Origin of the sequence: Mycobacterium sp. NAZ190054, from assembly GCF_001545925.1 — a bacterium.
Classification (GTDB): domain Bacteria; phylum Actinomycetota; class Actinomycetes; order Mycobacteriales; family Mycobacteriaceae; genus Mycobacterium.
Genome location: NZ_LMVQ01000551.1, coordinates 1 through 24,198 on the forward strand (window position 1 = coordinate 1; position 24,198 = coordinate 24,198).

Annotated in this window: 21 protein-coding genes and 1 other RNA gene; 15 read left to right on the forward strand and 7 right to left on the reverse strand. The window is 68.0% G+C overall.

From position 1 onward, the window contains the following. Positions 1-1,233 (forward strand): HNH endonuclease signature motif containing protein (locus ASJ79_RS26100; protein WP_067961653.1); only part of this gene is annotated, 1,233 nt, incomplete at its 5' end. Between the two features lie 12 nt (positions 1,234-1,245). Here ASJ79_RS26100 and ASJ79_RS26105 read toward each other — a convergent pair. Beyond that, complete coding sequence (locus ASJ79_RS26105) at positions 1,246-1,635, reverse strand: nitroreductase/quinone reductase family protein (RefSeq protein ID WP_067961654.1); 390 nt, start codon at positions 1,633-1,635, stop codon at positions 1,246-1,248. Between the two features lie 467 nt (positions 1,636-2,102). Between ASJ79_RS26105 and ASJ79_RS26110 the strand changes: the two genes are divergently transcribed. The 4 genes from ASJ79_RS26110 to ASJ79_RS26125 all read left to right on the forward strand — a co-directional run bounded on the left by ASJ79_RS26110 (position 2,103) and on the right by ASJ79_RS26125 (position 8,697). Further along, entirely contained in the window at positions 2,103-3,080 is a 978-nt protein-coding gene (locus ASJ79_RS26110; RefSeq protein ID WP_067961657.1) for an esterase family protein, read from the forward strand. Positions 3,081-3,171: 91 nt separating this feature from the next. Then, positions 3,172-4,170 (forward strand): MDR family oxidoreductase, encoded by a 999-nt coding sequence (locus ASJ79_RS26115; protein WP_067961658.1) that lies wholly within the window; start codon positions 3,172-3,174, stop codon positions 4,168-4,170. Positions 4,171-4,270: 100 nt separating this feature from the next. Then, entirely contained in the window at positions 4,271-7,453 is a 3,183-nt protein-coding gene (locus ASJ79_RS26120) for an adenylate/guanylate cyclase domain-containing protein (RefSeq protein ID WP_067961660.1), read from the forward strand. Further along, on the forward strand, positions 7,453-8,697 hold the full coding sequence (locus ASJ79_RS26125) for a glycosyltransferase (protein WP_067961662.1): 1,245 nt from the start codon (positions 7,453-7,455) through the stop codon (positions 8,695-8,697). Before ASJ79_RS26120 ends, ASJ79_RS26125 begins: the two co-directional genes overlap by 1 nt. On the opposite strand, the gene ASJ79_RS26130 is transcribed toward ASJ79_RS26125, so the two are convergent. From ASJ79_RS26130 to hisN, 3 genes are all read right to left on the reverse strand, one after another. After that, the gene (locus ASJ79_RS26130) at positions 8,665-9,882 is read right to left on the reverse strand and encodes an acyl-CoA dehydrogenase family protein (protein WP_067961664.1); all 1,218 of its coding nucleotides are present in this window, start codon (positions 9,880-9,882) and stop codon (positions 8,665-8,667) included. The genes ASJ79_RS26125 and ASJ79_RS26130 overlap by 33 nt on opposite strands. Before the next feature lie 31 nt (positions 9,883-9,913). Next, the gene (locus ASJ79_RS26135) at positions 9,914-11,308 is read right to left on the reverse strand and encodes an acyl-CoA dehydrogenase family protein (RefSeq protein ID WP_067961666.1); all 1,395 of its coding nucleotides are present in this window, start codon (positions 11,306-11,308) and stop codon (positions 9,914-9,916) included. A 131-nt stretch (positions 11,309-11,439) separates the two neighbouring features. Next, on the reverse strand, positions 11,440-12,219 hold the full coding sequence (hisN, locus tag ASJ79_RS26140) for a histidinol-phosphatase (RefSeq protein ID WP_067961668.1): 780 nt from the start codon (positions 12,217-12,219) through the stop codon (positions 11,440-11,442). 23 nt (positions 12,220-12,242) lie between these two features. On the opposite strand from hisN, the gene ASJ79_RS26145 reads away from it, so the two are divergent. Further along, complete coding sequence (locus ASJ79_RS26145) at positions 12,243-12,605, forward strand: hypothetical protein (protein ID WP_067961670.1); 363 nt, start codon at positions 12,243-12,245, stop codon at positions 12,603-12,605. Between the two features lies 1 nt (position 12,606). Here ASJ79_RS26145 and ASJ79_RS26150 read toward each other — a convergent pair whose 3' ends face one another. Further along, positions 12,607-13,983: an FAD-dependent oxidoreductase gene (locus ASJ79_RS26150; RefSeq protein WP_067961672.1), complete on the reverse strand. Its 1,377-nt coding sequence runs from the start codon at positions 13,981-13,983 to the stop codon at positions 12,607-12,609. A 163-nt stretch (positions 13,984-14,146) separates the two neighbouring features. Here ASJ79_RS26150 and prfB point away from each other — a divergent pair, with 163 nt between their 5' ends. From prfB to ssrA, 9 genes are all read left to right on the forward strand, one after another. After that, on the forward strand, positions 14,147-15,253 hold the full coding sequence (gene prfB / locus ASJ79_RS26155) for a peptide chain release factor 2 (RefSeq protein ID WP_067961674.1): 1,107 nt from the start codon (positions 14,147-14,149) through the stop codon (positions 15,251-15,253). 9 nt (positions 15,254-15,262) lie between these two features. Beyond that, on the forward strand, positions 15,263-16,234 hold the full coding sequence (locus ASJ79_RS26160; RefSeq protein WP_067961676.1) for a mechanosensitive ion channel family protein: 972 nt from the start codon (positions 15,263-15,265) through the stop codon (positions 16,232-16,234). Further along, positions 16,231-16,725, forward strand: a complete 495-nt coding sequence (locus tag ASJ79_RS26165) for a hypothetical protein (protein WP_067961678.1) — start codon at positions 16,231-16,233, stop codon at positions 16,723-16,725. The genes ASJ79_RS26160 and ASJ79_RS26165 overlap by 4 nt, the downstream gene beginning before the upstream one ends. A 44-nt stretch (positions 16,726-16,769) precedes the next feature. Further along, on the forward strand, positions 16,770-17,459 hold the full coding sequence (gene ftsE / locus ASJ79_RS26170; RefSeq protein ID WP_067961681.1) for a cell division ATP-binding protein FtsE: 690 nt from the start codon (positions 16,770-16,772) through the stop codon (positions 17,457-17,459). Next, positions 17,460-18,356, forward strand: coding sequence for a permease-like cell division protein FtsX (gene ftsX / locus ASJ79_RS26175; protein ID WP_067961683.1), 897 nt, complete (start codon positions 17,460-17,462; stop codon positions 18,354-18,356). Positions 18,357-18,359: 3 nt separating this feature from the next. Continuing rightward, a complete protein-coding gene (gene smpB / locus ASJ79_RS26180; RefSeq protein WP_067961685.1) occupies positions 18,360-18,857 on the forward strand; it encodes an SsrA-binding protein SmpB in 498 nt (165 codons plus the stop codon). Continuing rightward, a complete protein-coding gene (locus tag ASJ79_RS26185; RefSeq protein ID WP_082754072.1) occupies positions 18,854-19,699 on the forward strand; it encodes an EamA family transporter in 846 nt (281 codons plus the stop codon). Before smpB ends, ASJ79_RS26185 begins: the two co-directional genes overlap by 4 nt. A 56-nt stretch (positions 19,700-19,755) precedes the next feature. Beyond that, a complete protein-coding gene (locus ASJ79_RS26190; protein ID WP_067961687.1) occupies positions 19,756-22,068 on the forward strand; it encodes a bifunctional diguanylate cyclase/phosphodiesterase in 2,313 nt (770 codons plus the stop codon). 68 nt (positions 22,069-22,136) lie between these two features. After that, positions 22,137-22,504, forward strand: a transfer-messenger RNA (tmRNA) gene (gene ssrA / locus ASJ79_RS26195). Between the two features lie 57 nt (positions 22,505-22,561). Here the strand turns inward: ssrA and ASJ79_RS26200 are convergent. Continuing rightward, the gene (locus ASJ79_RS26200) at positions 22,562-23,446 is read right to left on the reverse strand and encodes an NYN domain-containing protein (protein ID WP_067961689.1); all 885 of its coding nucleotides are present in this window, start codon (positions 23,444-23,446) and stop codon (positions 22,562-22,564) included. 36 nt (positions 23,447-23,482) lie between these two features. Continuing rightward, entirely contained in the window at positions 23,483-24,151 is a 669-nt protein-coding gene (locus tag ASJ79_RS26205) for a cutinase family protein (RefSeq protein ID WP_197420383.1), read from the reverse strand. Positions 24,152-24,198 lie beyond the last annotated feature (47 nt).

A 24,198-nucleotide genomic window follows, 5' to 3' on the forward strand; every position in this document is an offset into this window, starting at 1 on the left:
GAGTTGACGACGGTGCTGCGGTCGGTTCCGGCGGTGGAGCACAAGGTGTTGGCCCGGTTGATGGAGGAGACCGAACCGTCGCGCCTGGGTGAGGCGTCGTCGTGGAAGAAGGTGTTGACCACGGCGTTGCGGGTCAGCGGCGCTGAAGCCGAGCGGCGGTTGCGGCGGGCCAAGATGTTGGGTCCGCGGCGGGCGATGACCGGGGAGCCGTTGGCGCCGGCGTGGGAGGCCACCGCGGCCGCCCAAGCCCTGGGCTTGTTGGACGAGGAGCACATCAAGGTCATCGCGAAGTTCCACGAGAAGCTGCCGGCGTGGGTGGATGTGGACACCCGTGCCGAGGCGGACCGGCAGTTGGCGGGCAAGGGTGCGGGGATGGGCCCCGAAGAGCTCGACGAGGCTGCGGGGCGGTTGTTGTTGATGATCGATCAGGACGGCCCCGAACCCTCAGAGCAGGAGCGGGCCCGGAAACGCTGGGTGAAGATCGGCAAGCAGCAGCGCGACGGGTTGTCCAAGATCAGTGGCTACATCGACGCCGAGACCCGGGCCTATCTGGATGCCGCCCTGGCCAAGGAGGCCGCCCCGGGAGCCAACCTGCCCGCCGGGGAGAACCCCGACGGCGATCGTGATACCCGCACCGCAGGGCAGCGCAATCACGACGGCCTCAAGGCCCTGCTGCGGCGCAACCTGGAATCGGGGGACCTGGGCAGCCACAAGGGGCTGCCGGTGACGGTGATCGTGTCGACCACGCTGCAAGAACTGGAGAAGGGCGCCGGGGTCGCGGTCACCGGCGGCGGATCACTGCTACCGATGCGGGATCTGATCCGGATGGCCGCCGATGCGCATCACTATCTGTATGTGTTCGACGGGCACACCGGCCAGTCCCTGTATCTGGGTCGGGCCAAACGGTTGGCCAACGCCGCGCAGCGGTTGGTGCTGCACGCCCGGGAGCGGGGCTGTACCCGGCCCGGCTGCACGGTGCCGGGGTATTGGGCCCAGGTTCATCACGCGGTCGCGGATTGGAAGGACGACGGTCAGACTGACATCGACGACCTCACCTTCGCCTGTGGTCCGGACAATCGGATGATCGAGAACACCGGCTGGACCACCCGCAAGAACGCCAGAAACCGGACCGAATGGATCCCCCCACCCGAGCTGGACACCGGGCAGCACCGCGTCAACGGCTACCACCACCCCGAACGCCACCTACTCCCCGAAGACGACGAGGGCCCCTGACGTCCCGGCGGCTCAGTCGACGAGGTCGACCCGCACGGTGAGCAGATTCGTCCCGAACGTGCGGACGCCGACGTTGTTGTACTGCGGCAGTGTGCGCATCCGTTCCCGGGCATCGTCGTCGGGCAGCAGGTGCGCCGTGCCGCGATGCCAGCGTCCGTTCAGCCGTACCCGGACGTTCGGGTCGGCCTTGATGTTGCGGATGTAGTCCGACTTCTCGCCGAACTCGGAGACGAACCAGAATGCGTCACCGATGCGGCGCCCGCCCAGCGGGGTGGTGCGGAGTTCGCCGGATCTTCGGCCGGTCGTCTCGAGCAGCGTCTGAAACGGCATTCGCCGCATCACCCGATTGGCGACGTTCTTCTGGAAGAACTTGGTGGCACGGTCGCGAAGGGTGTCGCCCATCGGAACCTCCCTTTACCTTTGCTCGCGGGATCTGCCTCCCATTGTGAGCTCGCATTGTGAGGGCGCTGTTTCCAGTGATCAGGAGGCCTGCTGAGCCTGAAATGTGACGGCCGTCACTGCGGTCGCCGGTTTTGAGCTCGGATTCGTTTTGTGTGCCGATGCACGGCGTTAGTGCCGGTGCGTTCACCCACGTCGCGGGGGTGTTCGTCGGCGTCATAAGATTTTTCTTTCCGCAGGAGAAACGCAGCATTCGGTGTGGCCGGACTTTCTCCCGTCCTAACCGCATGCTTTACTGCAACCGCTACAACTGAACTTTCTCGGCCCGCTCCGTCGTCCTTCGGTAGATGCGGAGAGGTGGGACAGCGCGGTGAAGACATCGCTGTGGTGTCTGTGGCGTCTATGTCAACCCGGGAGTATGCAGAACAGGCCGCGTAAACGCGGTACCGGAAGATGGATGGATAGACGGTATGAGACTTCTTGACAGGATTCGTGGGCCCTGGGCGCGCCGTTTCGGCGTCGTGGCCATCGCGACAGCGATGATGCCCGCTCTGGTCGGCCTCACTGGAGGGTCGGCGACCGCCGGAGCATTCTCCCGGCCGGGTCTGCCGGTCGAGTATCTGATGGTGCCTTCGCCCTCGATGGGACGCGACATCAAGATCCAGTTCCAGAGCGGTGGCGAGAACTCGCCGGCGGTCTACCTGCTCGACGGCCTGCGCGCCCAGGAGGACTTCAACGGCTGGGACATCAACACCCAGGCCTTCGAATGGTTCCTGGATTCCGGCCTGTCGGTCGTGATGCCCGTCGGTGGCCAGTCGAGCTTCTACGCCGACTGGTACCACCCGGCGCGGAACAAGGGCCCGACGGTCACCTACAAGTGGGAGACCTTCCTGACCCAGGAGCTGCCGCAGTGGCTGCAGGCCAACCGCGCCGTCAAGCCGACCGGCAGCGCCGCGGTCGGTCTGTCGATGGCCGGCTCGTCCGCGCTGAACCTGGCGACCTGGCACCCCGAGCAGTTCATCTACGCGGGCTCGATGTCCGGCTTCCTGAACCCCTCCGAGGGCTGGTGGCCGTTCCTGATCAACATCTCGATGGGTGACGCCGGCGGCTTCAAGGCCGACGACATGTGGGGTAAGACCGAAGACCCGAACAGCGGCTGGAAGCGCAACGACCCGATGGTGAACATCCCGACGCTGGTGGCCAACGGCACCCGCATCTGGGTCTACTGCGGTAACGGTCAGCCCAACGAGCTCGGCGGCGGCGACCTGCCCGCGACGTTCCTCGAGGACCTGACCATCCGCACCAACATCACCTTCCGCGACAACTACATCGCCGCGGGTGGTTCCAACGGTGTGTTCAACTTCCCGAACAACGGCACGCACAACTGGGCGTACTGGGGCCGGGAGCTGCAGGCCATGTTGCCCGACCTGCAGGCACACCTGATCTGACGCAGTACTGACGAACGAAGCCCCCGATCCGGCATGCCGTCGGTCGGGGGCTTCGTCGTCTGCGCCCTCTCGCCTGGCTACTGTGGCCGTCATGACGGAAATCAACGCGATGGTGGCCCATCAGGACGCCGAAGGCGGAATCACCCTGCGCCACGAGGTCGTCGACGACTCCTTCTTTCCCGAGGGTGAGGTCGAGATCCACGTCGAGTACTCCAGCGTGAACTACAAGGACGCGCTGGCCGTCACCCCTAAGGGCGGTGTGGCCCGGTCGTATCCGTTGATTCCGGGGATCGACGTGGCGGGCACGGTCACGGCCAGCACCGCGGCGGACTTCGCCGTCGGGGATCGCGTGGTCGCGCACGGCCAGGACATCGGTACCGGCCGGCACGGTGGCTACGCGCAGACGGCCCGTTATCCCGCCGACTACCTGGTCAAGCTGTCCTCGTTGAGCACCGCCGACGCCGCGGCGGTCGGCACCGCCGGCTTCACCGCGGCCATGAGCGTCAACGCTGTTCGCGCGCACGGGATCGTCCCGTCCGACGGGCCGGTGCTGGTGACGGGTGCAACGGGAGGCGTCGGCAGTGTCAGCGTGGACCTCCTGGCGGGTCTGGGGTACGAGGTGGTGGCGTCCACCGGTAAGTCCGAGGCCCGCGACCTGCTGCGCGACCTCGGTGCGGCAGAGGTGATCGACCGCGTTCCCGGCCCCGACGACAAAGTGCGCCCCCTCGGCAAGGCGCACTGGGCCGCCGTCGTCGACTGCGTCGGAGGCACCACGCTGGCCTACGCGCTGAGCACGATGAGATACGGCGGCGTCGCCGCGATCTCCGGGTTGGCCGGATCACCGGACCTGCCGGCGACGGTGATGCCGTTCATCCTGCGCGGGGTGACGTTGGCCGGTATCGATTCGGTGTTGCTGCCGATCGGGAAGCGACGCGAGATCTGGTCGCAGATCGAATCGGAGCTGCTGCCGCGTCACCTGGCCCGGGTCACGCGCGACGTGCCGGTTCGCGAGGTCGCCGACGTGCTCGGCACCATCATCGGTGGCGGTGTCACCGGGCGGACGCGGGTCGTGGTTCACGACGGATTCTGACCCGGCACGGTGCCCGGACTGGGCCGTGTGGTGTCAATCCGCCCGCTCCGCGTGAGGATATGCGCGATCATGAGCGATACCTTCGCGGAGACGACAGAGGATGGCCAGTCCGGTAAGCGACAGCACTGCGTGTTGCGGGTCGTGTGGCAACGACCTGCGGGCGAAGTCGCGCTTCTGCGACCTCTGCGGCGCACCGGTCCACAACCGGCGAATCGATGGCGAGCACAAGCAGGTCACCGTGCTGTTCGCCGACGTCGTCGGCTCGATGAAGCTGGCCGCGGAACTGGACGCCGAGCGTCTCAGAGAGATCATGGACGATCTCTTCAACCGTTGCGCGGCGGTGGTGCAGCGCTACCAGGGCACCCTCGACAAGTTCACCGGGGACGGGCTGATGGCCCTGTTCGGTGCTCCGATGGCGCTCGAGGACCACGCGTTACGGGCCTGTATCGCCGGGCTGGAGATCCAGTCGGTCGCTCGGCAAATGGCCGGTGACCTACACCGACGCGACGGTGTGGTGCTGCAGTTGCGTGTCGGACTCAACACCGGTGATGTGATCGTCGGCGAGATCGGTTCGGGGCCGAGGAGTTACACCGCAGTCGGCCACGCCGTGGGCATGGCGCAGCGAATGGAGTCCGCAGCCCACGCGGGTACGGTGTTGTGCTCGCTGTCCACGGCCGCCCTCGTTGGGCGCTCCGTCCGGTTGGGGCGCATCGTGCATGTCGACGTCAAGGGAGCCGAGCGGCCCGTTCCCGGGCGCCGGGCGCTGGCCGTGGAACCCGAGAGGATGGTGATCGGCCGCAACGAGGGCCTGCTGCTCGGGCGTGCAGCCGAACTGGCCGAGCTGCATCGAGCGCTCGACTCGCGGTCGAGCCGGGTGGTCGCCGTCATCGGCGCACCGGGGGTGGGGAAGAGCCGGCTGGTCGACGAATTCGGTACTCAAGCCGCACATCGGGGAGTCGACGTCGTCGTCGCCCGCTGCGACGCTCACGCGACGCCCGTCGCGTTTCGCGCGCTGTCGCGGTTCCTGCGCGCGATGTTCGCCGTCGAGGGGCTGAGCGGAGAGGTCGCACGGCATCGCGTCGCGGCTGCCGCCCACTTGGAGGGCGTCGGGTCCACCGACGCGCAGATCCTGTTCGAGGCCATGGGTGTCGCCGACCCTTCCTCACCGCCGCTGCAGGTGGGGGTGGACGGTTGGCGACACCGGCTGGTCGAGATCGTGACGCAGGCGCTCAGAGCGCGATTGCGGCCGACGGTGTTCATTCTGGAGGACGCGCACTGGGCGGATCCGGCCAGCGATGCGGTCCTCGCCGAGTGCACGGCCGCGCTGCCGGGGACGGCGGCGGTATTCGTCACCACCTACCGGCCGGAGTTCCACGGGAACCTCCATCGTGCTGCGGATCTGGCGGTGGCACTGCAACCGTTGGACGACGCGACCGCGACGGATCTGGCGCGTAACCTCCTCGGTCGCGACATGTCCACCACCGCGCTGGCCGCACGAGTTGCCAGGGTCGCCGGCGGAAACCCGTTCTTCGTCGAGGAGATCATCCGCGACCTGGCCGGGCGGGGAGTGCTCGCCGGCGGACGCGGCCACTACCGGTTGGTCGGCGATCCGGCTGACATCGGCGTGCCGGCCACGGTGCATGCCGTGCTGGCGGCACGCATCGATCGGCTCCCGGCGGACGCGAAATCCGTGCTCAACGCCGCGGCGGTGATCGGGTCCAGATTCGATGCGGACGCCCTCGCGACACTGGTGACCGGCCCGGTCGCCACCCAGCTGGCCGAACTGGTGGCGACGGAATTGATAGACCAGACGGAATTCGTTCCCCGGCAACGGTATTGCTTCCGTCATACCTTGGTCCGCACCGTGGCCTACGATTCACAGCTCAGCGCCACCCGGGTGCAGGCCCACCGCCGCCTGGCGGCGGCGATCGAAAGCCGTGACCCGGCGGCCGTGGACGAGAACGCCGCGCTGATCGCCTCGCATCTGGAGTCGGCCGGCGTGTTCGCCGAAGCGTGCCGGTGGCATCTGCGGGCCGCGGATTGGCTCCGTCCACGGGATCTCCTCGCAGCCAGGGCCCAGTGGGAGAGCGCACTTCGCGTCGCCGACCAGCTGCCCGACGATCAGGAAGGTGTGCTCGCGCTGCGCATCGCGCCACGCGCCATGCTGATCTCGACCGAACTGTTCACCGGGACCGACGCCGAGAACGACGACCGCTTCACAGAACTCCGCGAACTCGTGCTGCACACCGGCGACCTCAGGCCGCTGGCACTGGCCATGGCCGGCCGGGTGATGGCCTTCATCGTCAACAGCAGCCGGGTGCCCGAGGCGATGCCGATCGCGGCAGAGCTCACCGAGGTGGTCGACCATCTCGTCGACGAACCCGCTTCCGAACTGGAGATTCTCCTCACCGCGATGGCCTTCGCGCGGTGGGCCAATTGCGAGTTCGACGCCACCCTGGAGATCACGGCCAGAAGCCTCGCCCTCCGGCTCGACCGCCCGTCGGTCGATCGCGCCGTCGCGCACGCGATCGGAGGACTGACCGAGGTGTTCCGGGGGCATCACCGCCAGGGCATCGAGATGCTGTGCCGCGCAACCGAGTTGGCGCGTGAGATGCCGCCGGTGCTCTTCTCTGCGGTGCTGCTCTACTGGGGCATCTTGGCGGCGACGGGCCTGCACGTGGCGGACGACCTCGTCGACGAGATGTCCGACGCGCTCGAACGCGCAGAGTCGTTCGGTGACCGGTTCGGGATCATCGCCGCCCAGTGGACCTTGGGCACCCTGCTGCTGAGCACCGACCCGTCCCGCCGCGGTGAGGCGGTCGGACTGCTGGATCGCGCGAGGACCGGCATCCTCACCCACAAGATCCAGGGCTTCGCGATGGCCGTCATCGAACCGGGGCTGGCGCTGGAGTGGGCGCGTCAGGGGCGCCGGGAGGAGGCCATCGAGATGCTCCGCGGGCGGGTCGCGCTGCACAGGCGTGACGCGGCGCTGTTCCATTACCCCGGTCCGGCAGAGGCGCTGTGCGAACTGTTGATCGCGCGCGGGCGGCCCGGCGACCTGCAGGAGGCTGACGATCTGCTCGACTTCTGGGCCGCGCACACCCCGGGCACCGCACCCATGGACCTCTGGACCCTGCGGGTGCGGGCGTTGCTCGCGGCCGCACACGGCCTTCCGCAGGATCACCGCACACTGGCCGACAGCTATCTGGCGGCCTGCGAAGCCATCCCGGCCGGCGGCCGCCTCGGCGAGGCCCGCCGTATGGCGGCGGCAGCGAGCGGCTGATGGCCACGATCCTCGCGTACACCTCTCCGGCGCTCGGGCACCTGATCCCGATGTCCGCGCTGCTGTCCGAACTGGCGGATCGCGGACACTCGATTCACGTCCGCACACTGTCGGCCGGCATCGATTTCGCACAGCGGCGCGGTTTCCAGGCCCGCCCCATCGATCCGCGCATCGAGGACATCCCGATGGACGACTGGAAGGCATCCAATCCCGTCAAAGCACTGAAGCTTTCCATCGGTGCCTTCGCGCGGCGGGCCACCTACGAGGTCGACGACTACACGACGGCCGTGCAGGAGGTCCGGCCCGATGCGGTGCTCGTCGACGTGAACAGCTGGGGCGCGCTGTCCGCGTCCGAGGCCGGCGGTATCCCGTGGGCCTGCTTCTCGCCGTTCACACCTGTGTTGCGGGTGCCCGGTGTGCCGCCCTTCGGGCTCGGGCTACGGCCCCTGCCCGGTGTGACGGGCAGATTGCGCGACGCCCTGATCCGGGCCGTGGTGAGTGCACCGCTGGAAAGGCCGGCGCTGCGCGCCATCAACGCGATCCGCGCCGATCTGACGGTGCGCCCGGTGACATCACTGGACGACTTCCTGCGCCGAGCGCCGGTGTTCTTCATCGCCAGCGGTACACCCTTGGAATATCCGGGAGACTGGGGCAGCGCAGTGCACATGATCGGGCCGTGCGTGCCGGACCGGTCGTCGACGATTGTTCCGGACTGGCTGGCGGCCATCGACCGCCCGATCGTGCTCGTCACGACATCGACGGAACGCCAGTCGGACGCCGTTCTGGTCTCGACGGCCATCACCGCGCTTGCCGACGAGCCGGTCCATGTGGTGGCCACCGTGCCCGCCGGCCGACCGGAGAAGCACCCCCGCAGCCCGAACGCGACGGTGCTGCCGTTCGTCGACCACGAGGTGGTGCTCGACCGTGCGGTGTGCGCGATCACCCACGGCGGCATGGGGGCAACCCAACGGGCGTTGGCCCGCGGCATCCCGGTGTGCGTGGTGCCGTTCGGCCGGGACCAGTTCGAGGTCGCCCGACGTGTCGAGGTCGCCGGCTGCGGGACACGGCTGCCCGTGCGCCGGCTGTCGGCGCCACGGCTGCGGGACAAAGTCCGCGAAGCGATGACGATGACCGCCGGGGCGCGGGAGGTCGCCGCCGGACTCGCGGCCACGGGTGGGGTCCGGAGGGCGGCTGACGTCTTCGCGCGTGAGCTACTTCAACTCGGCCGAGGTCAGCCCGAGTAGACGCCGCGCCACCACCAGCTGCTGGATTTGCTGGGTGCCCTCGAAGATGTCGAGGATCTTCGAGTCACGCGCCCACTTCTCCAGCAGCGTCTGCTCGGAATAACCTGTGGTGCCCGCCATTTCGACGGCCTTGAGCGTGATGTCGCTGGCCACCCGGGCCGCCTTGGCCTTGCCCATGGAGGCTTCCTTGGAGTTCGGGATCCGGTTGTCGGCCTGCCACGCCGACCGCACCGTCAACAGGTAACCGGACTCCCATTCGGCCTCCATCCGGAGGAACTCCGCGGCGGCGGCGCTCTGCGCGTGTGCGGGCTTGTCGTAGGAGATCTCGATGCCGGCGTCGGTGAGGATCTTGCGCAGGTCCTCCAGCGCGGCGCGGGCCACGCCGACGGCCATCGCGGCGACGATCGGGCGGGTGTTGTCGAAGGTCTCCATGACCCCGGCAAAACCCTTCTCCACGTGGATCTCCGGATCGCCGAGCAGGTTGTCCTTCGGGATCCGGGCGTTGTCGAACCGGATCACCGCGGTGTCGGAGGCCTTGATGCCGAGCTTGTGCTCCAGGCGTTCGACCGTCACACCGGGGTGCTCGCGCGGCACGATGAACGACTTGATCGCGGCGCGTCCCTTGGACTTGTCCAATGTCGCCCAGACCACGATGTGCGAGGCCCGCGAACCCGCGGTGACGAAGATCTTCTCGCCGTTGATCACGTACTCGTCGCCGTCGAGCACCGCGGTGGTCGACACCGCGGCCGAGTCGGACCCGAAGCTCGGCTCGGTGATCGCCATGGCCGCCCACACGCCCTTGCCGAGGCGCTCCAACTGCTCCGGGGTGGCCACCGACGATATCGCGGCGTTGCCCAGACCCTGCCTGGGAACCGACAGCAGCAGCGCGACGTCACCCCAGGAGATCTCCAGCGCGTTCAACAGCGCGGACATGTTGGCGCCGTTGACATTCGACTTCTTACCGTCGTCGGCGGCGTCGACGAACGCGTCGGCGCCGGCGAACGAGATGATCTTGGCCTCCGAGATGCCCTCGAAGAGATCGGCGAGGGTGTCGAGCTCGACGGGGTACGCGTGCTCCTTGAGGTCGTATTTGCGTGAGATGGGTCGGATCATCTCGGCCGCGCCCTGATGGCCCTTTTCGATGACCGCCTGGAGCTTCTTGGGCATTTCCAGATTGATCGCCATGATTGTCAAGCCTTCCTAGAGGACACTTCGGTCAGAGGACGACGACGCCTTCGGCGACGCCGATGGCCCGCAGGTCGCGGTACCAGCGTTCGACCGGATGTTCCTTGGTGTAGCCGTGGCCGCCGAGCAGCTGGACGCCGTCGAGGCCGATCTGCATCGCCTTGTCGCTGCCCAGCTTCTTGGCCAGCGCCGCCTCGCGGGCGAACGGCAGCCCCTGCTCGGCCCGGGACGCGCCACGCCAGGTGATCAGGCGCAGCCCGTCGAGCTCGATCGCGATGTTGGCGCACATGAAGGCCACCGACTGGCGGTGGGCGATCGGCTCCCCGAACGCGGTGCGTTCCTTGACGTAGGGGATCACGTAGTCGAGCACCGCGTGCGAGGTGCCGACCGCCAGCGCGGCCCAGCCCAGCCGCGACAGCGCGATCGCCTCGGAGTAGATCTGGGCGTGGTCGGTATCGCCGGCATCCTCTTCGCCCAGGCGCGCGCTCAGGGGGACGGCGACCTTGTCGAGTTCCACGCGCCCCAGCGCGGCGGCGCGGATGCCCATGCTCAGATCCGGTGTCACCGTCAGCCCCTTGGTGGCGGCCTCGACGATGAACAGCGCCGGCCTGCCGTTGAGCTGTGCCGCGACGATGAAGATTTCGGCGTCGGCGGCGGCCGGGACGAGGCTCTTGACGCCGTCGAGGCGGTACCCGCTGGGTGTGCGGACCGCGGTGGTCTTCAGCGCGGTGGGATCGAACAGCGGATGCGGCTCGGCGATCGCCAGGCACGCCTGCGGCACGTTGTCGCCGGCGAACTCCTTGAGGTAGGTCGCCTGCTGATCGGCGCTGCCCCAGTGGGTCAGCGCCGCCGCGACCCCGCCGGGAGCCAGGATCGGCAGGGCGAGCCCCATGTCGCCGTAGGCCAGTGCCTCGGCGACGAGCGCGTTGGTGACGGTGGAGCGGTGCTCGGCGATGCCGTCGAAGTCCTCCGGCACGTTGATGGCGGTGATGCCGAGCTCGGCGGCCTTCGCGATCAGGTCCGGTGGGTAGGAGGCGGCGTCGTCGGCGTCGTGGGCGGCAGGCCGCAGGATCTCCTCAGCGAACTCCTCGACGGTCGCGACGATCATCTGCTGGTCGTCATCGGGGGTGAGGTCGAAGTAGTCCGATCCCTTGGGCCGATGGGTGTCCAATCGGGTCGCGGGTTTGCCCAGGCCCTGGATGCGCTTGAACTGACGCGTCGAGGCGCCGGCGGCCGAGAAGGCCTGCTTGACCCCGTAGCGCAGACCGCGGTTGAGTGGATCGCGCAGGTTGTACCTGTCCAGGAATTCCTGCCCCACGATCGGGGTGATCAGCGCCAGCCCGATGTCGGTGACGGATCGTTTGTGCTTCTGGAGGCCCACGGCGCTCTCGTGGCCGTCGCGCTTGGCCGGCAAGGTGTTCGTCATGTCAGCTGCCCTCGGTCTGATCATCGGAGAAGCGCGAATGCGCAACTGACTCCAGAGTAAGGTATCCGAACTGACTGCCGAGTAAGGTCGGCCGATCTGTTGCGCATTTCACAGCGCGACAGGGCCGGCCCTCAGCGGGTGAGTGCGGCCAGCACCGCCTCGTGCAGCAGGCCGTTGGTCGCCAGCGCACTGCCACCGTGCGGGCCGGTCCGCCCGGACAGATCGGTGAAACGGCCGCCGGCCTCCCGCACCAGGATGTCCAGCGGCGCGAGGTCCCACAGCTTGACCTCCGGCTCCACCGCGACGTCGACCGCTCCTTCGGCCACCAGGCAGTACGACCAGAAATCGCCGTAGCCGCGCACCCGCCACACCGCGTCCAGGAAATCGACGAACTGCGGGCGCTTGTCGTCCCAGCCTGTCGTCAGATCCGAGAACGACACGCTGGCCGCGTCCAGATCTCCGACACCGGACACCGAGATCCTGCGGGTCCGGCCACCGAACGACGTGAACGCGCCCTGGCCGTCCGCGGCCCACCACCGGCGTCCCAGCGCGGGAGCGCTGACCACGCCCACGGCGGGAACGCCGTCGACGAGCAGCGCGATCAGCGTCGACCACACCGGGACCCCGCGGACGAAGTTCTTCGTGCCGTCGATCGGATCGACCACCCACTGCCTGCCGCTGAATTCCCTGGCGCCGCCGAACTCCTCGCCGAAGAACGAGTCCTCGGGGCGGGCCTCGCCCAACCGGGCCCGCAGCAGCCTCTCGGCGTCGAGATCCGCGTCGGTGGCCGGCGTCAGGTCCGGTTTCGTCTCGACCTTCAGGTCGACGGCGCCGAAACGCTGCATCGTCAGGGCGTCCGCCTCGTCGGCCAGTCGCAGTGCCAGGGTCATGTCGTCCGCCAGGGTGCTCATAGGTGTCGTCCTACCATGGCCCTGTGTTCGAATTCGCGATGATCCTGCTGCTCGTCGGCGCGCTGGTGCTGCTGGCCAGACCGTTGCTCGCCCGCCGGCGGGGTATGGGCAACGACTGGGTGCCCGGCACCCTGCTGGTCACCGGGGTCAGCCCGCGGCCCGACGGGGTCAGCGGTGAGCAGTTCGTCACGATCACCGGGGTCATCAACGGGCCGACGGTCAACGAATACACGGTGTACACCCGGATGACGGCCGACGTCGAGAACTGGCCGACGATGGGTCAGCTCATGGACGTCATGTACTCCCCGGGCAACCCCGAGAAGTGGGCGTTCGGGTCGCGCCCGGAGCCGCTGCCCCCGACGGACCCGCCGCCGCCCTACAACTGACTCAGGCGTGCCCGATCCGGAGCAGCTCCTCGACACTGGTCAACTTCACCCGCGGCCGTCCTGACCCTTGGCCCGCGGTCCGCTCATGCTCGTCGATCAACTTCCAGTGCTCGTTGGTGACCAGCTTGGGCTGGCGCTCGAGCAGCCATCGCTGCACCCGGTCGAGATGGGCGGCGTCGAACTCCGCAAGCTCGGCGCCGGTCAGATCCGCCAGCAGCGTGTCGACGGTGTCGGCGGAGTCCTTCTTGTTGCTGCCGATGACGCCGGTGGGTCCGCGTTTGATCCAGCCCACCACGTACTCGTTGCGGCTGCCCTCGACCCGGCCGTCGGTGTGGGGGATGGTGCCCGCCCGCTCGTCGAACGGCAGCCCCGGTGTCGGCACCCCGCGGTATCCCACGGCGCGCACCACCAGCTGCGCCGGAACCTCCTCACGCTCACCGGTGTCCTTGGCCGTCACCCGCCCGTCGGCGCTTCGGACCAGTTCGTTGCGGCCCAGCACGATCGACTCCACCTTGTGGTCGCCCTTGATCTCGATCGGCGAGGTCCGGAACCGGAACACGATCCGGCGTCGCGCACCCTTCGGGGTCGCGTCGGCGTAGCCGCGCAGCACCTTGATGTTGTTGCGCACCGTCTTGCCCGCCGCCTCCAGATCCTCCTCGGTGATGTCGGCGAAGTCGGCCGGGTCGACCACGACGTCGACGTCGCCGAGGGCTTCGAGGTCGCCCAGCTCACGCAGTTCGAGCGTGGTGAACGGCGCCTGCAGCGGACCGCGCCTCCCGATGATCAGCACCTCTTCCACACCGCGGGCGTGCAACGACTCCAGCGCGTGATCGGCGATGTCGGTCCGGGCCAGCATGTCGGGGTCGCTGACCAGGATGCGGGCGACGTCGATCGCGACGTTGCCGTTGCCGACCACCACCGCCCGGCCGCCCGACACGTCCGGCGCCATCTCCACGAAATGCGGGTGGGCGTTGTACCAGCCGACGAAGTCGACGGCCGCGACGCTGCCGGGCAGATCCTCGCCCGGAATGCCCAGCGCCCGGTCGGACTGCGCGCCGATCGCGTAGATCACCGCGTCGTAGCGCTCGGCCAGCTCGGCGGCCTGCACGTGCTCACCGACCACGATGTTGCCGAAGAACCGGAACCGCGGGTCCAGCGAGATCTTCTCGAACTGGGCGCTGATCGACTTGATCTTCGGGTGGTCGGGCGCGACGCCGGAGCGCACCAGTCCCCACGGCGTGGGCAGCATCTCGAGCATGTCGACGCGGACGTCGCGGTTCTCACCGGATCCGCCGTACTTCAGCAGTGATGCGGCGGCGAAGTACCCGGAGGGTCCTGAGCCGACGATGGCCACGTAGTAGGGCCGCAAAGGGGGCATGGGGCTGCCTTCTGTCGCTACCCGGTCACGCGCAAGGGGCTGTCGCGACGTGTCCGGACGGAGGTTCCAGCCCCGATGCTAGAACGCGGACAACGCCACGGACGGCATTCCGGGGTGGTCGCGGCGAAATCCGTCGCCGGGAAGGTGAGTAACCTGGTGTCCCGTGGATCCCGACCGCCAGACCGACATCGCAGCCCTCGACGCCACGTTGACCACCGTGGAGCGCGTCGTCGACGTCGACGGTCTCCGCGGACGCATCGAACAGCTCGAGAAGGACGCCTCCGATCCGCAGCTGTGGGACGACCAGACCCGCGCGCAGAAGGTGACAAGCGATCTGTCCCACGCGCAGAACGAGCTACGGCGTGTCGAGGAACTGCGCAGCCGGCTGGAGGACCTGCCGGTGCTCTACGAGCTCGCCGCCGAAGAAGGCGGCACCGACGAACTGGCCGAGGCCGACGCCGAGCTGAGGAAGCTCCGCGAGGACATCGAGGCCATGGAGGTGCGCACCCTGCTCTCGGGGGAGTACGACGAACGCGAGGCCGTCGTCACGATCCGGTCGGGTGCCGGCGGCGTGGACGCCGCGGACTGGGCCGAGATGTTGATGCGGATGTACATCCGCTGGGCCGAGCAGCACAACTATCCGGTCGAGGTGTTCGACACGTCCTACGCCGAAGAGGCCGGCATCAAGAGCGCCACCTTCGCGGTGCACGCCCCGTACGCCTACGGCACGCTGTCGGTGGAACAGGGCACCCACCGGCTGGTGCGGATCAGCCCGTTCGACAACCAGAGCCGGCGTCAGACGTCGTTCGCCGACGTCGAGGTGCTCCCGGTGGTCGAGACCACCGACCACATCGACATCCCCGAAACCGACCTGCGCGTCGACGTGTACCGCTCCAGCGGGCCGGGCGGGCAGTCGGTGAACACCACCGACTCGGCGGTCCGGCTGACCCACATCCCCACCGGGATCGTGGTCACCTGCCAGAACGAGAAGTCCCAGCTGCAGAACAAGGTCGCGGCGATGCGGGTGCTGCAGGCGAAGTTGCTGGCGCGCAAGAAGGAAGAGGAACGTGCCGAGCTCGACGCGCTCAAGGGAGACGGCGGCAGCTCGTGGGGCAACCAGATGCGCTCCTATGTGTTGCACCCGTACCAGATGGTCAAGGACCTGCGCACCGAGCACGAGGTCGGCAACCCGGCGGCCGTGCTGGACGGAGACATCGACGGCTTCCTGGAGGCCGGAATCCGGTGGCGCAACCGAAAAGACGACGACTAGCCCGACGCCATGACTCAGCTCCTGGCGTTCGATCTGGCCTCGCGGTGGCACGGCTTCTGGCGCGGCGACATCGGGGTGTGGATCCTCGATCGCGGGGTGCGCATCGCGCTGCTGCTGATCGGCGGGCTGCTCGCCGCCCGGTTCATCAACTGGGCGGCCCAGCGCATCACCCGGCGCATCGACGCCGAATACCAGGAAAGCGACCAGCTGGTGCGCTCGGAGAGCGCCAAACACCGTCAGGCCGTCGCGTCGGTGATCTCCTGGGTGTCGGTCGCGCTGCTGTTCGTGATGGTCGCGGTGCAGATCACCGACATCCTGGCGATACCGATCGGTTCGCTGGTGGCCCCGGCGGCGGTGATCGGCGCCGCGCTGGGCTTCGGCGCTCAACGGCTCGTGCAGGACCTGCTGTCCGGGTTCTTCATCATCACCGAGAAGCAGTACGGCTTCGGCGATCTGGTCGCACTCACGGTCTCCGGCATCGCCGCCCCCGCCGAGGGCACCGTCGAGGACGTGACCCTGCGGGTGACCAAACTGCGTTCGGCGGAGGGAGAGATGTTCACGATCCCCAACGGCCAGATCGTCAAGACGGTGAACCTGTCCAAGGACTGGGCGCGTGCCGTCATCGACATTCCGGTACCGACGTCGGCCGACCTCAACCTCGTCAACGACGTGCTGCACGGCGTCGCGCAACACGCGATCGACGACCCGGAGCTGCACGATCTGCTTCTGGACCCGCCGCAGTTGATGGGTGTGGAAAGCATCGAGCTCGACACCGTCAACCTGCGGATGGTGGCCCGCACCCTGCCCGGCAAGCAGTTCGAGGTGGGCCGGGCGCTGCGGGTCCTCGTGGTCCGGGCGCTGCGACGCTCCGGCATAGTGGCCCCCGGTGAGGCGCCGCCGCCGACCGTCGGCGCGATCGTGCACCCGGCCACCGCAGGCGGGGCCGAAAACGAGACGCAGGGACCGGAGTCGAACCGATGAAGTTCTTCGCGCCGCGGGAGGGCGACTCCCGCTCCTGGCCGAATTACCTCTTCGGCGGGCGGATGCGGGTGTCGACGGCCGCGCTGATCCTGGCGTTCTGCGGTCTGTTCTGGGTCAATCAGAACTACCGGCCGGAACCGCCGGCGCCGGCGCCCGACCCGGCCCAGCAGGTCGTCCCGCCCGGGTTCGTGCCCGACCCGAACTACACCTGGGTGCCGCGCACCAACGTCGCGCCGCGCGAGCCGGAGTACACGACGCGGACACCGACGACGACCACCACCACGACGACCACTCCGCCGCCGACGACCACGACGGCACCGGAGCCGCCGCCGACGACGACCGCCGAGCCACCGGTGCCGTTCGGCCCGACGACGACCGTCATCGACCCCGACGGCTTCGGCCCGCTGGGCCCGCAGACGTACACCCAGGCACCAGCCGGCACCGCCACCCCGCCCGCCCCGACGCCGCCGCCGGTCGCACCGCTGCCGTAGTGCCGGGGGCCGGCCCCGTCGTCCCGCTACACTGGCGTGCCGTGATGATCACCCTCGACCGTGTGTCAAAGCAGTACAAGTCGTCGGCGCGGCCGGCGCTCGACAACGTGTCGCTGAAGATCGACAAGGGTGAGTTCGTCTTCCTCATCGGCCCGTCGGGCTCGGGCAAATCCACGTTCATCCGGCTGCTGCTCGCCGAGGAACACCCGTCGGCAGGTGACATCAGGGTGTCGAAGTTCCACGTGAACAAGCTGTCCGGGCGGCACATCCCGGGCCTGCGGCAGGTGATCGGGTGCGTGTTCCAGGACTTCCGGCTGCTGCAGCAGAAAACCGTGTTCGAGAACGTCGCCTTCGCCCTCGAGGTGATCGGCAAGCGCGCGGACACCATCAACCGCGTGGTCCCCGAGGTGCTGGAGATGGTCGGGCTGTCGGGCAAGGCGAACCGGCTGCCCGCCGAGCTGTCCGGCGGTGAGCAGCAGCGGGTCGCGATCGCGCGGGCGTTCGTGAACCGGCCCCTTGTCCTGCTCGCCGACGAACCCACCGGCAACCTGGACCCGGACACCAGCAAGGACATCATGGACCTGCTCGAGCGCATCAACCGCACGGGCACGACGGTGGTGATGGCCACCCACGACCACCACATCGTCGACTCGATGCGCCAACGCGTCGTCGAACTCGAACTCGGCCGCCTGATTCGCGACGAACAGCGCGGCGTCTACGGAATGGATCGCTAAGTGCGCTTCGGCTTTCTCGTCAACGAAGTCCTGACCGGGCTTCGCCGCAACGTCACCATGACGGTCGCGATGATCCTCACCACCGCGATCTCCATCGGTCTGTTCGGCGGCGGCATGCTCATCGTCCGGCTCGCCGACCAGTCCCGCGCCATCTACCTGGACCGGGTGGAGAGCCAGGTCTTCCTCACCAACGACGTGTCGGCCAACGACCCGACGTGTGACGCGGATCCGTGCAAGGCGCTGCGCCAGACCATCGAGGACCGCGACGACGTCCGCTCGGTGCGGTTCCTCAATCAGGACGAGGCCTACGACGACGCGATCCGCAAGTTCCCGCAGTACAAGGACGTCGCGGGCCGGGACGCGTTCCCGGCGTCGTTCGTGGTCAAGCTCAACGATCCCGAGCAGCACCAGAACTTCGACGACGCGATGCGGGGTCAGCCCGGTGTGCTCAACGTGCTCAACCAGAAGGACCTGATAGACCGGCTGTTCGCGGTCCTCGACGGCATCAGCAACGCCGCGTTCGCAGTGGCGTTGGTGCAGGCGATCGGTGCGGTGCTGCTGATCGCGAACATGGTCCAAGTCGCCGCCTACACCAGACGCACCGAGATCGGGATCATGCGTCTGGTCGGGGCGACGCGCTGGTACACCCAGCTACCGTTCCTGGTGGAGGCGATGCTCGCCGCGCTCATCGGTGTCATCATCGCGATCGTCGGCCTGATCCTGGTGCGCGCGATGTTCCTGGAGAACGCGCTCGACCAGTTCTACCAAGCCAACCTGATCGCCAAGGTCGACTACGCCGACATCCTGTACTACAGCGCGCCGTGGATGCTGTTCCTCGGTCTGGCGATGTCGGGGGTCACGGCATACGTCACGTTGCGGCTCTACGTGCGGCGATAACCGATGGCCAAGAAAGCCAAGTCGGCCAAGGACAGCAACAACCAGGTGGTGGCGACCAATCGCAAGGCGCGGCACAACTATTCGATCCTGGAGACCTACGAGGCCGGGGTCGCGTTGATGGGCACGGAGGTCAAGAGCCTGCGCGACGGCCAGGCCTCGCTGGCCGACGCGTTCGCCACCGTCGACGACGGGGAGATCTGGCTGCGCAACCTGCACATCCCGGAGTATCACCACGGGTCCTGGACCAACCACGCGCCGCGGCGCAACCGCAAACTGCTTCTGCACCGCAAGCAGATCGACAACCTGGTCGGCAAGATCCGCGACGGCAATCTCACCCTGGTCCCGCTGTCGCTGTACTTCACCGGCGGCAGGGTCAAGGTCGAGCTGGCCCTGGCCCGCGGTAAGCAGGCTCACGACAAACGCCAGGACATGGCTCGGCGCGACGCCCAGCGGGAGGTCACGCGGGAGCTGGGGCGCCGCGTCAAGGGCATGACCTCCTGACCGGCGTTCTCACCGCGCTGCTCGCCGCGTTGGGTTACGGCGTCAGCGACTTCGTCGGGGGTATCGCGTCGCGCCGGGTGGCCGCGCTGCGGGTGGTGCTGGTGTCCTATCCGGTCGCCCTCGTACTGCTGGCGCTCGTCGCGATCCCGATCGGCGGTCAGCTCAGCGGCGCGGCGGTGTGGTGGGGGCTGTCGGCCGGGCTCGTTCAGGCCTTCGGTGTGTGGTGGTTCTACGCGGCGCTGGGCGCGGGTCCGATCTCGGTGGTGTCGCCGTTGACGGCGGTGCTGGTGGCCGCGATCCCGCTGTCGGTGGGTGTCGCGCTCGGCGAGCGCCCCGGACTGGTCGCCGGCACCGGGGTGGCCCTCGCGCTCGTCGCGGTGGTGCTGGTGAGTCGCGAGGCCACCGACGAAGACGAGCGGCCGCACCGGTTCACCGTGAAGGTGGCGTGGCTGACGGTGGGCTCCGGTGTGGCGTTCGGCATGAACTTCGTGGTGCTCGACCAGGTTCCCGTCGAAGCGAAGTTGTGGCCGTTGGTGTTCGGACGCATGGCCGCGATCGCGATCGTGGTCGTGGCCGCCGTCGTGACGGCCAATCTCGTGCTCGAGCGCGGGGTGCCGCTGCGGCTGGCGGTGCTGGCCGGCCTGTTGGACACGGTGGCCAACGTCGCGACGTTGCTGGCTCTGCAATCGTCGATGTTGTCGCTGGCAGGCGTGCTGATCGCGCTGTATCCCGCTGCGACGGTCCTGCTGGCGATTGTGTTGCTCCGTGAGCGGGTAACTCGCTGGCAGACGATCGGAATGGTATTGGCTCTGGCATCCGTCGGAATGATCGCGGCCGGTTAGCTACCTTCAACCTCGGCAAGCCGACCGGTTTGTACCGGCCACGCGGAGGGAGGCGGGTGGCACCTCACGTCCGACGACCGCGGCTCGTTCTCACCGCCGCCGTCTCAGTGGTCGCCGTGCTCAACGCGGTGGCTCTGTTCGGCGACGAGGTGGCCAGGCGTGGCGAGGCCGTCCTTCAAGTGTCGACAGGAATCGGCGCGGCGGTCTGCGGTCTGGTCGTCGCGCGTCGGGTCACCGGCCCGGCGCGCTGGTGGCGACTGCTGTATGTCGGGGCGCTGCTGACGTGGGTGGTCGGCCAGGTGCTGTGGACCGCCGGCGGCCTGCAGGCCGCCCCGCTCGTGGGCCGGGTCTCCTATCTGTTGATGCCGACGCTGGCGCTCGCGTCGCTGGCGCTGCTGCTGCGTTCCAGTGGCCGTCTGACCCGGCACCGGGAGGTTTCGCCGCGGCAGCAACCGGTGATCACCAACGTCCTGGACGGGATCGTGGCGGGCCTGTCCTTCCTGGTACTGGCGGCGCTGGGTGGCTTCGGCACCACCTCGATGGAGCCGACGTCCGGATCGCAGGTTCCGACGTTCGGTGTCGTCTTCGCGGTGGCGGAACTGGTCGTGGTCGCCGCGGTCGTCGTGATCACGATGGTCTACGAACCGGCCCGGCCGCACCGGACCGCTTTCCTGCTGCTGGCCGCAGGGCTGCTGATGATGGCGTCCTCCGACCGGCTCGTGGCCTACTTCCGGGTCGTCGGGGTTCCCGCCGGCGAGCTCTGGGTCGGTATCGGACTGATCGTGGGCCCGGTGCTGATCGGGTTCGCGATGCTCGAGCATCAGCCGAAGCCGGGGCAGGACCGCAGTCGTGATCTCGACTGGGCTCAGCTGATCCTGCCGTATCTCGGGTTCGTCGGGGTCACGATCCTGTTGGCCTACCATTTCTGGCTCGGCCGGCAGGTCACCCCGCCGATATCGGCGATGATCATCACGATCGTGCTGCTCATCGCGGTCCGGCAGGTGCTGGCGACCCGGGCGCAGAACCTGTTGACCCGGCGGCTGTACTGGGCGCAGCGCGGGCTGGCGCATCAGGTCCACCACGACGCGCTGACCGGATTACCGAACCGGATCCTGTTCGCGCAGCGACTTGACGAGGCGATGACGCACGGCCGGTTCGTGCTGATCTTCGTCGACATCGACGACTTCAAAGAGGTGAACGACCGGTTCGGTCACGCGGCAGGCGACGAGCTGTTGTGCGCGGTGGGAGAGCGGTTGAAGCGGTGCGTGTCCGACGGCGACACCCTGGCGCGCATCGGGGGCGACGAGTTCGCGATCCTGATCCTCGGCGAGGTGGAGCAACTGGAGGTGGTGGCCGAGCGGCTGCGCATCGCGCTGCGTGACCCGTTCCCGGTGCATGGCTCGTCGGTGCGGGTCAGGGCGAGCATGGGATTGGTGCGGCCCGAGAGCGACGGTGTCCCGCAGACCTCCGATGACCTGCTGCGGCAGGCCGATATCTCGATGTACGCGGGCAAACGGATGGGCAAGGACACCGCGGTGGTCTACCAGCCGTCGTCGGGTGTGACGGTCGACTTCCCCACCATGCTGCGCAACGCCGAGGGTGGCGTCCCACCCGGTTTCCGGCTCGTCTACCAGCCGGTGGTGCGGTTGCCGCAGGGCACGCCGGTGGCGCTGGAGGCGCTGGCCAGGTGGACGGCACCGAACGGCATCGACATCTCCCCGGAGACGTTCGTGGTGGTGGCCGAAGCGAACGGGCTCGGTGCCCGTCTGGACGCGCTGGTGCTGGATCTGGCGTGCCGGGAAGTCCGCGGGATGGGGCTGGACCTGGACATCCACGTGAACATCGGCGCGGCCCGGCTGGGCAACCCCGGTTTTGAGCAGCAGGTGCGTGAAGTGTTGACGCGGTACCGGATTCCGCATGACCGGTTGGTGTTGGAGATCACCGAGACGGAGCCGATCGTCGACCTGGACCGGGCCGCCGCACAGATCGGCCGGCTGAGCGAACTCGGCGTCAAGGTGGCGCTGGACGACTTCGGTGCGGGCTTCAACTCGCTGACGTATCTGCACTGCCTGCCGGTCCACATCGTGAAGCTGGACCGCAGCCTGCTCTCCGGTGGCGAACCGGCACGCAATCTGGCGTTGTACCGATCGGTCTTCAGGCTCTGCGACGACCTGGGACTGGAGGTGATCGCCGAGGGGATCGAGTCGGCAGCCCAGTCCGACCTGGTGTACCGGGCCGGCGGCACGCTGGCCCAGGGGCACCTGTTCAGCCGGCCGATGGGGATGCCCGATCTGGTGGAGACGTTCGCCGACGGCTATGACCGGGAGTTCTCGCCCATCGCGCTACGGGACCTGACCCAGGCGGATTAAATGACCACTCGCCGGTGTTGCAAACGCCGGTAGTATGGAGTGTCCGCCGAAGGTCGGCGGGTGTGCGAGGGGCTGAACGGTTTCGACTTCGCGCATCGAATCAAGGGAAGCGTGCCGGTGCAGGCAACCGACCACCGTAAGCGTCGTTGTAACCAATTAAGCGCCGATTCCAATCAGCGCGACTACGCTCTCGCTGCCTAAGCGAAGCTAGTCCGTCAGACCGGGAAAGCCCTCGACCCGGACCCTGGCGTCATCTAGAGGGATCAACTGAAGAGTCCGGTCGCGGGACTCTTCAGGACACCAAACAGCGACTGGGATCGTCATCCTGACTTGTTCGCGTGATCAGGAGATCCGAGTAGAGACATAGCGAACTGCGCACGGAGAAGCCTTGAGGGAATGCCGTAGGACCCGGGTTCGATTCCCGGCAGCTCCACAAATGAATAGCAGGCCAGGCCCCCAGAAATGGGGGCCTGATCTGTCCGTGGGATTTCCGCTACGTCGCCGCCGGTTCGGCCAGGCGCACCATCCGCGTCGTGGAACTCTCGTCCAGTTCCACCACGTCCGAGCGTGACCGCAGGAAATCGCTGAACGACCGGTATCCCAGGGACTTTTCGCTGAACGACGGATCCATCCGCTTCATCTGCGCCTTCACCGCCGAGTTGTGCAGCCACTCGACATCGTCCTTCTCCAGTCCGATCCGAAGCGCACGCGTGAGCAGCCCGGTGGCCGCGGCCTGCGGATCGGGCGCTTCCGGGTCCTCGGACGGACTCGCCTTCCTGGACCGTCGCCGCGGCGCCGGCTTCTCGGCGGCGGCGACGGGCTCGAGCGCGGGTATCCCGGGCAGCGCGTCATAGGTGACGAACTCGTCGCACGCCGCAGCCAGCATGCGGCTCGACGATCCGGCCACTCCGATCCCGACCACGTAGCGGCCCAGGCGCTTGCATCGCTGAGCCAGCGGGATGTAGTCCGAGTCGCCGGCCACGATGACGACATGCGTCAGGTCCGGCAGCCGGAACATATCCTCGACCGCGTCGACGGCCAGTCGGATGTCGGCGCCGTTCTTGCCGTACGCCGCCGCCGGGAACAACTGCACGAGGTCGACCGCGCGCCCCACCAGCTGGCCGCGGTAGCGGGCGTTGATCTCGGCCGACCAGTCGGCGTACGCGCGGGTCAGCACCAGCGTGCCGAACGACGACGCGAAGTCGATGACGGCGCTGACGTCCACGGTGGCGCGGGCGAGCTTGTCCGGCCCGTCGTCGGAAGGCTTGGCCTTGTCCTTCTGGAACGAGTTGCGGCCGTGCACCTGGTCGTACCGCGAGATCACGATGTTGTCGAAGTCGAGGTACACCGCGACACGGGCGGCACCGGATTCGGTCATGACGCCCAGTCTGACCGACGGCGCGCCGAACCGGTCTCAGTTGCCGGCAGCCAGCTCCAGCTGTTCGGCGGCGAGCCTGCCCGCGGCGAAGTCGGCGGCCTGCAGCACGAGTCCGTCCGAGATGTAGCGGGCGTGCGCGCCGATGTCGTTCCCCTGCGAGCACACGAAGTCGTTCGGCACGCACAGGTCGATGGTCTTGGGCTGATACAACGTGCCGATCGCGACCGGTGGCTGCTTGATCATGTCCATGAACCGCTCCGACGGGGTGCCCAGAAGCGCGACCGCCGCGACGTGCTCGGCGATGTCAGGCGGCATCGGCGCCGGAACCTCGGACGCCGAAACCCCGTCGGGGATCAATTCCGTTGTCACGAAGCCCATCACGGCCGCACCCTGCGAGTAGCCACCGAGCACCAGTTTGGTGTCCGGGCAGTTCATGGCCATCTGCTGCACGTGCGTGCTGGCGTCGGTGATGCCCTGGATCGCGGTGGGGAAGTCAGGGCTCGCCGGGTAGTCGACCGCGTACACCCCGACCGACTTGTTCCCGACCTTGGCCTGGAGGTCCTCCACGAACGCCTGTCCCATCGCGCCGAGACCGGGCGCCTCGGTGGTGCCGCGCGCGAAGACCACCTCGACGTCGGGAACAAGTCGGTCGGGGTGTACGCGGTCGACTACCCGGCGAGCCCTGACTTCCCCACCGCGATCCAGGGCATCACCGACGCCAGCACGCACGTGCAGCAGATGGCCATGAACTG

Bases quoted from the DNA above. Each gene is read 5' to 3' on its own strand.
- ftsE (WP_067961681.1), top strand. From the start codon at position 16,770: ATGATCACCCTCGACCGTGTGTCAAAGCAGTACAAGTCGTCGGCGCGG.
- ASJ79_RS26105 (WP_067961654.1), bottom strand. From the start codon at position 1,635: ATGGGCGACACCCTTCGCGACCGTGCCACCAAGTTCTTCCAGAAGAAC.
- ASJ79_RS26130 (WP_067961664.1), bottom strand. From the start codon at position 9,882: ATGGCGATCAATCTGGAAATGCCCAAGAAGCTCCAGGCGGTCATCGAA.
- ASJ79_RS26120 (WP_067961660.1), top strand. From the start codon at position 4,271: ATGGCCAGTCCGGTAAGCGACAGCACTGCGTGTTGCGGGTCGTGTGGC.
- ASJ79_RS26200 (WP_067961689.1), bottom strand. From the start codon at position 23,446: ATGACCGAATCCGGTGCCGCCCGTGTCGCGGTGTACCTCGACTTCGAC.
- ASJ79_RS26150 (WP_067961672.1), bottom strand. From the start codon at position 13,983: ATGCCCCCTTTGCGGCCCTACTACGTGGCCATCGTCGGCTCAGGACCC.
- ASJ79_RS26115 (WP_067961658.1), top strand. From the start codon at position 3,172: ATGACGGAAATCAACGCGATGGTGGCCCATCAGGACGCCGAAGGCGGA.
- hisN (WP_067961668.1), bottom strand. From the start codon at position 12,219: ATGAGCACCCTGGCGGACGACATGACCCTGGCACTGCGACTGGCCGAC.
- ASJ79_RS26160 (WP_067961676.1), top strand. From the start codon at position 15,263: ATGACTCAGCTCCTGGCGTTCGATCTGGCCTCGCGGTGGCACGGCTTC.
- ASJ79_RS26125 (WP_067961662.1), top strand. From the start codon at position 7,453: ATGGCCACGATCCTCGCGTACACCTCTCCGGCGCTCGGGCACCTGATC.
- ASJ79_RS26135 (WP_067961666.1), bottom strand. From the start codon at position 11,308: ATGACGAACACCTTGCCGGCCAAGCGCGACGGCCACGAGAGCGCCGTG.
- ASJ79_RS26110 (WP_067961657.1), top strand. From the start codon at position 2,103: ATGAGACTTCTTGACAGGATTCGTGGGCCCTGGGCGCGCCGTTTCGGC.
- smpB (WP_067961685.1), top strand. From the start codon at position 18,360: ATGGCCAAGAAAGCCAAGTCGGCCAAGGACAGCAACAACCAGGTGGTG.
- ASJ79_RS26165 (WP_067961678.1), top strand. From the start codon at position 16,231: ATGAAGTTCTTCGCGCCGCGGGAGGGCGACTCCCGCTCCTGGCCGAAT.